Here is a 6,652-nt window from a genome sequence, read left to right as displayed (position 1 = left end):
GCCGCGAGCCACAGCCCGGCCGCGAGCGGCTTGCGGATGCCGAAGCGCATCACCAGCCTGGCAGATAGGCCAAGCGAGAACACCGCCATGATGATGTTGGCCGGCAGGAACGCGAGGCCGATCTGCATCGGCGTGTAGTTCAGCACCAGTTGCATGTAGAGCGCCGAGATGAAGAACCACGCGAACATCGCCGCGGCCCACAGCACGCCCACCACGTTGGCCACCGACACGCTGCGCAGGCGAAAGAGGCCGAGCGGCATCAGCGGGTGCGCCACGCGCGCCTCGGTGGCGATGAAGGCGGCCAGCAGCACCACGGCCGCGCCGAGCAGGCCCAGCGTTTGCGTGGAACCCCAGCCGGCCTCGTTGCCGTTGACCACGCCGTACACCGCGAGCATGAGCGACAGCGTGACGGTGACTGCGCCGGCCACGTCGAGCTTCTCGCCATGCGCCTGGCCGCGCGCGTTGGGCAGCAGCGCCACGCAGAGCGCGTACACCGCCACGCCGATCGGCAGGTTCACCAGGAAGATCCAGTGCCAGCTGAGCGAGCTCGTGAGCAGCCCGCCCAGCAGCACGCCGATGCTGCCGCCGCCCGCGCAGACGAAGCCGTAGACGCCCATCGCCTTGGCGCGGTCGGCCGGCTCGGTGAAGAGATTCATGATGAGCGACAGCGAGACGGCAGAGACCACCGCGCCGCCCAGCCCCTGCACCGCGCGCGCCGCCACCAGCAGCACCTGCGAGTTCGCCAGGCCGCAGGCCAGCGAGGCGACGGTGAAGAGCACGAGGCCGATCAGGAAGAGCTTGCGGTGGCCGTACAGGTCGCCCAGCCTGCCGCCGAGCAGCAGGAAGCCGCCGAAGGTCAGCATGTAGGCATTCACCACCCACACGAGCGAGGTCTCGGTGAACCCGAGGTCGGTGCGGATCGAGGGCAACGCCACGTTCACGATCGTGGTGTCGAGCACGATCATCAGGACGCCGAGGCAGAGCACCATCAATGCGAGCCAGCGCTTCCGGTTGTCGAGTGTTTCGGTCATGGAGTGGATTCCTGAAAAAGCCGCCGCTGCGGCGTTCTGTTTTTTAGACCAGCGGCTTGCCGCCGTTGATGAGCCAGGGGGTGCCGAAGCGGTCGGTCACCATGCCGAAGCCTTCGACCCAGAAGGTCTTCTCGAAGGGCATGGAGACGGTGCCGCCTTCGGCGAAGGCATCGAACACGCGGCGTGCCTCGGCGACGGTCTCGAGGGTGAGCGCAACGCCGAAGCCTTTCATGCCTTCGTAGGCCTGGCCGGGCATGGTGTCGGAGGCCATGAGCATGCCCTCGCCGTAGGCGAGGGACGCATGCATGATGCGATTCTTCGCGTCGGCCGGCATCTGCTCGGTGCCCGGCGCTTCGCCGATGGTCATCATCATCTCGATGGTTCCTCCGAGGGTCTTTTCGTAGAAGCGCATGGCTTCCTGCGCGTTGCCGTCGAAGGTGAGGTAGGCGTGGATGGGGGACATGATGGTTCCTTGAATGCGTTGGATGAATGCGCTGGATGAATGAGGTGGGGCGGTTACTTTTCGGTGGCCGTCTTGAGGTTGGCAAGACCCGCTTCGAAGTCCTTGCCGATCATCTGGTCCATGTCGAAGAAGATGCCCATGAGCTTGGCGATGTAGGGGCTCGGGCCGTGCATGGCCCATGTGACCTGCGTGGCGTCGCCCTGCGGTTGCAGCGTGAACTCGGCCATGTTGTGGCCTTCGAAGGGCTTGATGAAATCCAGCTTGATCGCGACCTTCGAGGAAGGCGTCGACTCGGCGATTTCCATCTTGCCCGCGCCCGCCTTGTCGTTGCCCTCCCAGGCGTAGGTGGCGCCCTGTCCGGCCGGTGCGCCGCCGAAGCTGCGCTTCATGGCCGGGTCCAGCTTCTCGTAGGGCGACCACTCGCCCCAGCGGTGGAAGTCGTTGATGAGCGGAAAGATCTTCTCGGCGGGCGCGGCGATGCGCGCCGTGCGTTCCACGCGGAAGGTGTCGGGCCGGGTGGCCGCGTAGACAAGCACGATCGCGATCAGCGCGAGGATGACGAGAACGATTTTCTTGAACATGAAGGGGCTCCTGGGCAGGGCGGGTTGCCTGGCTGGGTGACTGCTTACCTGGCGGCATCCACCACCATCAGCCAGGCCACGCCGAAGCGGTCGGCCAGCATGCCGAAGCTGCTGGTGAAGAAGGTCGGCATGAGCGGCTGCATGACCTGGCCGCCGTCGGCCAGCGCATCGAACCACTTGCGGGCATCGGCGTCGGTAGGCGCGGTGATCGACAGCATGATCCCCTTGAACTCCGCTTGGCCGGAGCACCGGCCGTCGGAGAACATCAGCTCGGTTTCGCCGACGCGGATCACGGAGTGCATCACCTTTTCGGGGTCGGGCATGGCGCCGGCGCAGCCGTCGCCTTTTTCCATGCCGGCGTCCGCGGGCGCCTCGCTGAAGCGCATGAGCTGAACGACTTCGGCGCCGATCGCCTTCTTGTAGAACGCGATCGCTTCGTCGCAACGGCCTTCGAAGGACAGGTAAGACTGGACTTTCATGGCAATTCCTTTTCGCTGGAGAGGTTTCGAGGTTTCAAGAATGCGCAGCGGCTTGTGCGCGAATACGATGGAACTACTTTGTGTACACCGTCCACAAAGAATAGCAGGGATAATGGACACTGTCCACATGGAATTTCAATGAAGCTCAACAACGTCCCCGAAAGCCTGCCGCCCGCCCGCAGCACTTACCGCCACGGCGACCTGCGCCGTGCGCTGCTGGAGGCAGGCATCGAACTGGCGCGCGACGGCGGCCCGGACGCGGTCGTGCTGCGCGAGGCCACGCGGCGCGCGGGCGTGGTGCCCAACGCGGCGTACCGGCATTTCGGCAGCCGGCAGGAGCTGTTGCTGGCGGTGCGCGGCGCGGCGCTTTCGGCCGCGGCCAAGGCGATGGAAAGCGAACTGGCCGTGCTGCATTTCGACCAGCCGCCCGCCGATTTCGCCCGCGCGCAGGTGCGCGCCATCGGCACCGCCTACCTGCGGTTCGCGCAGGCCGAGCCGGGCCTGTTCCGCACGGCCTTCGTGGTCACCGAAGAAGGCGAAGGCGAGGTGGGCCCGGCGGCCGCAGGCGCGAGCGGCATGGGCCCGTTCCAGCTCCTGGGCGCGGCGATCGACCGGCTGGTGGACGCCGGCGTGCTCGACCCGTCACGGCGCCCGAATGCCGAATTCCTCGCGTGGTCGGCGGTGCACGGGCTTGCGCTGCTCATCATCCACGGGCCGCTGCGCACGCTCGACGCGGAGACGACGCACGCGCTGGGACAGCGGCTGATCGACATGGTGGAGCGCGGCCTGTAGCGCCCGCTCGCGATCCCGAAGGTCAGAGATAGATCTTCTGCAGCAGCTTGATCAGCGTCCCGCGCTCGCGCGCCGTGAGCTTGGCGCTGGCATCGGCCTCCAGCTGCACCACGGCCTGCTCGGCTTCGCGCACCAGCGCGTCCCCGGCGGAGGTGAGATGCAGCCCCACCGCGCGGCCGTCGTGCGGATGCGGACGGCGCTCGATCAACCCCCGGCTGTCCAGCGTGGCCACCAGGCTCACGAGGTTGGGCGGCAGGATGTCGAGCGTGGTGCACAGCTGCCGCGAGGTGGCTCCCGGGTTGTGCGCCAGCAGCGAGAGCACCGAGAAGTCGATCTGCTTGAGCCCGTAGGGCGCCATGCGCTCCGAAAAAACGCCGCTGACGATCAGCCAGGCGCGGCGGGCGTTGTAGCCGACCAGGGTTTCGAGCACGCGGGCGTCGAGCCGGTCCGAACGGCCTGCTGCGGTGGCAACGGGCTCGTTCTTCGTGGAGGTTTTTTTCGCGGGAGCAGGCATGGCCCCGAGCGTAACCGGCCGTGGGGGCGCCAGGAATCTACCGCGCGACACCTTCTGCCGCGGCATGCGAAAGGGCCAGTGCCTCGCAGGCGCGCTTGACGATGCCCAGGCGCATCTCGAACTCGGGCAGCACCCAGCGTCGGAAGGCCGCGGCCGCACGCACGCGTTCGGCCGAAGCGCCGCCCGCCGTCGCCTCGATGCGTGCCCAAGCCCAGGCCATCATCGTGAGCATCACCACGCGCAGGTAGTCGTCGGCCACCTCGTAGGGCAGCACCGGGTTGGCGTGGGCGGACATCGCGATGGTGGTGCCCAGGTAGCGCAGCTGCGCGAGCCGGCGCTGCACGTCGGCATCGGCCTCGCGCGATGCATCGAGCGTGTCGCGCAGTTCGAGCAGCACGGCCGACATCGCCGCGCCGCCGTCGGGCAGCACCTTGCGCACCAGGAGGTCGATGGCCTGGATCTCGTTGGTGCCCTCGTAGATCATCGTCACGCGCGCGTCGCGCACCACCTGCTCGATACCCCACTCGCGCACGTAGCCGTGCCCGCCGAACACCTGCAGGCATTCGCTCGCGCCGTGAAAGGCCTGGTGCGTGCAGGCCGCCTTGAGCACTGGCGTGACCAGCGAGCACCAGCGCTGCGCGCGTTCCCGGGCCTTGGGGTCGGCGTCGTGCGCGGCCACGTCGAGCATCAGCGCGCTGCGGTAGGCGAGGGTGCGCGCACCGTCGATCCAGGCGCGCTGCGTGTCCAGGATGCGGCGGACGGCGGGGTGCTCGGCGATCAGGTCGGCCGGTTCGACCCCGCGGCTCGCGGGCACGGCGCCTGGCGCGCGCATCTGCCGGCGCTCGGCCGCATACGCGTCGGCCTTCTGCCAGGCGGCATCGAGCAGGCCGATGCCTTGCAACGCCACATGCAGGCGCGCCGAATTCATCATCACGAACATCGCGGCAAGACCGCGGCCCGCCTCGCCGACCAGCCAGCCGGTGGCGTCGTCGAAACGCATCGAGCAGGTCGGGCTTCCGTGCAAGCCCATCTTTTCCTCGATGCGTTCGCAGTGCACGGCATTGCGCACGCCATCGGGCATCCGCTTGGGCACGAGCGCGAGCGACAGGCCCTTTGGCCCCGCCGGCGCATCGGGCAGGCGACACAGCACGAGGTGCACGATGTTCGGCGTCAGGTCGTGTTCGCCGCCCGAAATGAAGATCTTGCTGCCGCTCACGCGCAGGCTGCCGTCGGCCTGCGGCACGCCGCGCGTGCGCACCTGGCCGAGGTCGCTGCCCGCGTGCGCTTCGGTCAGGCACATGGTGGCGAGCCATTCGCCGGTCGCGATCTTCTGCAGATAGCGGCCCTTGAGCTCGTCGCTGCCGTGGTGCCTGAGGCAGGCGTACGCGCCGTGCAGCAGGCCCGGCGCCATCGTGAGCCCGTGGCTCGCCGCGCTCAGCCATTCGTAGAGCACGGCTTCGAGCACCGAGGGCAGGCCCTGGCCGCCGTCTTCCGTCGCAGCCGAAAGCGCGGGCCAGCCACCATCGACGAAGGCCTGGTATGCCTCGCGGAATCCGGGTGGCGAAACGACTTCGCCCTGGTCGAAGCGGCAGCCGACTTCGTCGCCTTCGCGGTTGACTGGCGCCACCACCTCGCCGACGAAGCGAGCCGCCTCATCGAGCACCTGCGATTGCAGCGCCTCGTCGACTTCGGCAAAGGGCGCGAGCGCCTGCAGCCGCGCGGGCGCTTCGAGCACCGCGTTCAGGAGAAAGCGGACGTCTTCGGGGCGAGGGCGGTAATCCATCAGCTGCTTCAGGACTCGGCCGTGAAGCCGATCTTCTTGACCAGCGGACCCCAGCGTTCGTATTCCGCCTGCAGCGACTTCTTCATCTCCTCGGGCGAGGAGCCGTGGGCGATCAGGCCGACCGACAGCAGGCCGTCGGCCACGGCCTTGTCCTTGAGCGCAGCCTGGATCGCGGTGCTCGCGGCGTTGACGATGGGGGCGGGCGTCTTCGCCGGAGCGAAGAAGCCGAACCATTCGTCGGCCACGATTTCCGGAAAGCCCTGTTCGGTGAAGGTCGGCACATCGGGCAGGTAGGCCGGACGCTGCGCGCCCGAGGTGGCCAGCACGCGCAGCTTGCCGGCCTTGGCGAACGGCAGGCAGTCGCCCGCGGGCGTCATGCACGAGGCGATCTGGCCGCCCACCACGTCGTTGATGCCGGGCAGCGAGCCGCGGTAGGGCACGTGGCGCAGGTCGGCACCGGTGCTCAGGCCGAGCAGCGCGCCCAGGAAGTGCGGCGTGGAACCCGCGCCGGGCGAGCCGTAGCTGGCCTGGCCGGGGTTGGCCTTGGCCCAGGCGATGTAGTCCTTCAGCGTCTTCACGCTGGCCGGCACCATGGGGCCGACCGCCAGGCCGTGCGTCATGACGGCGCCGATGGAGATGGGCGCGAAGTCCGGAATAGCGTAGGCCAGCTTGGTGTAGATGTGCGGATAGATCGACAGCGCCGAAGCCTGCGCGAGGCACAGCACCGAGCCGTCGGCCGGCGAGGTCTTGAGCGTGTCGAGCGCGATGCGCCCGCCCGCGCCGGGCTTGTTCTCGACCACCGGGTTCGTCTGGGTGAAGGGCGTGCTGCCGACCTTGTCGGCCACGCGGCGGGCCACGCTGTCGCCCGCGCTGCCGGCGGGGAAGCCGTAGTAGATCTTCACCTGCTGCTGCACCAGCTGGGCGAGCGCGGCGAGGGGATGCAATGCGCCGATGGCGGCTGTGCCGCCGAGCATGTTCACGAACTGGCGTCGGGTGGTCATGGTCTTGT

General features: G+C 68.3%; 8 protein-coding genes. 1 reads left to right on the top strand and 7 read right to left on the bottom strand.

Annotated elements, in window-relative coordinates:
- From RT97_RS31720 to RT97_RS31705, 4 genes are all read right to left on the bottom strand, one after another.
- On the bottom strand, positions 1-1,031 hold a 1,031-nt coding region (locus RT97_RS31720; protein WP_042582837.1), incomplete at its 3' end, for an MFS transporter.
- Between the two features lie 43 nt (positions 1,032-1,074).
- On the bottom strand, positions 1,075-1,494 hold the full coding sequence (locus RT97_RS31715) for a VOC family protein (protein ID WP_042582836.1): 420 nt from the start codon (positions 1,492-1,494) through the stop codon (positions 1,075-1,077).
- Positions 1,495-1,547: 53 nt separating this feature from the next.
- Positions 1,548-2,075 (bottom strand): SRPBCC family protein, encoded by a 528-nt coding sequence (locus tag RT97_RS31710; protein ID WP_042582835.1) that lies wholly within the window; start codon positions 2,073-2,075, stop codon positions 1,548-1,550.
- Between the two features lie 44 nt (positions 2,076-2,119).
- Positions 2,120-2,554: a VOC family protein gene (locus tag RT97_RS31705; RefSeq protein WP_042582834.1), complete on the bottom strand. Its 435-nt coding sequence runs from the start codon at positions 2,552-2,554 to the stop codon at positions 2,120-2,122.
- 138 nt (positions 2,555-2,692) lie between these two features.
- Here RT97_RS31705 and RT97_RS31700 point away from each other — a divergent pair, with 138 nt between their 5' ends.
- The gene (locus tag RT97_RS31700) at positions 2,693-3,346 is read left to right on the top strand and encodes a TetR/AcrR family transcriptional regulator (protein ID WP_155403956.1); all 654 of its coding nucleotides are present in this window, start codon (positions 2,693-2,695) and stop codon (positions 3,344-3,346) included.
- A 22-nt stretch (positions 3,347-3,368) separates the two neighbouring features.
- Here the strand turns inward: RT97_RS31700 and RT97_RS31695 are convergent, their stop codons facing one another.
- From RT97_RS31695 to RT97_RS31685, 3 genes are read right to left on the bottom strand one after another with little or no spacing between them, the layout of a single operon-like run.
- A complete protein-coding gene (locus RT97_RS31695) occupies positions 3,369-3,860 on the bottom strand; it encodes a MarR family winged helix-turn-helix transcriptional regulator (RefSeq protein ID WP_042582833.1) in 492 nt (163 codons plus the stop codon).
- A 37-nt stretch (positions 3,861-3,897) separates the two neighbouring features.
- The gene (locus RT97_RS31690) at positions 3,898-5,643 is read right to left on the bottom strand and encodes an acyl-CoA dehydrogenase family protein (RefSeq protein ID WP_042582832.1); all 1,746 of its coding nucleotides are present in this window, start codon (positions 5,641-5,643) and stop codon (positions 3,898-3,900) included.
- Between the two features lie 8 nt (positions 5,644-5,651).
- Positions 5,652-6,644, bottom strand: coding sequence for a Bug family tripartite tricarboxylate transporter substrate binding protein (locus RT97_RS31685; protein ID WP_042582831.1), 993 nt, complete (start codon positions 6,642-6,644; stop codon positions 5,652-5,654).
- Between the last annotated feature and the right edge of the window lie 8 nt (positions 6,645-6,652).

The sequence above is a fragment of the Variovorax paradoxus genome, assembly GCF_000834655.1.
In the GTDB taxonomy this organism is placed as follows: Bacteria; Pseudomonadota; Gammaproteobacteria; order Burkholderiales; family Burkholderiaceae_C; genus Variovorax; species Variovorax paradoxus_F.
Note: the sequence above shows the minus strand (reverse complement) of the source record. Positions and strands in the feature narration are given on the sequence as shown.

What these genes read in the sequence shown, in the direction of transcription:
- RT97_RS31700 (WP_155403956.1), top strand. Translation starts at nt 2,693, where the DNA reads ATGAAGCTCAACAACGTCCCCGAAAGCCTGCCGCCCGCCCGCAGCACT.
- RT97_RS31685 (WP_042582831.1), bottom strand. Translation starts at nt 6,644, where the DNA reads ATGACCACCCGACGCCAGTTCGTGAACATGCTCGGCGGCACAGCCGCC.
- RT97_RS31715 (WP_042582836.1), bottom strand. Translation starts at nt 1,494, where the DNA reads ATGTCCCCCATCCACGCCTACCTCACCTTCGACGGCAACGCGCAGGAA.
- RT97_RS31695 (WP_042582833.1), bottom strand. Translation starts at nt 3,860, where the DNA reads ATGCCTGCTCCCGCGAAAAAAACCTCCACGAAGAACGAGCCCGTTGCC.
- RT97_RS31710 (WP_042582835.1), bottom strand. Translation starts at nt 2,075, where the DNA reads ATGTTCAAGAAAATCGTTCTCGTCATCCTCGCGCTGATCGCGATCGTG.
- RT97_RS31705 (WP_042582834.1), bottom strand. Translation starts at nt 2,554, where the DNA reads ATGAAAGTCCAGTCTTACCTGTCCTTCGAAGGCCGTTGCGACGAAGCG.
- RT97_RS31690 (WP_042582832.1), bottom strand. Translation starts at nt 5,643, where the DNA reads ATGGATTACCGCCCTCGCCCCGAAGACGTCCGCTTTCTCCTGAACGCG.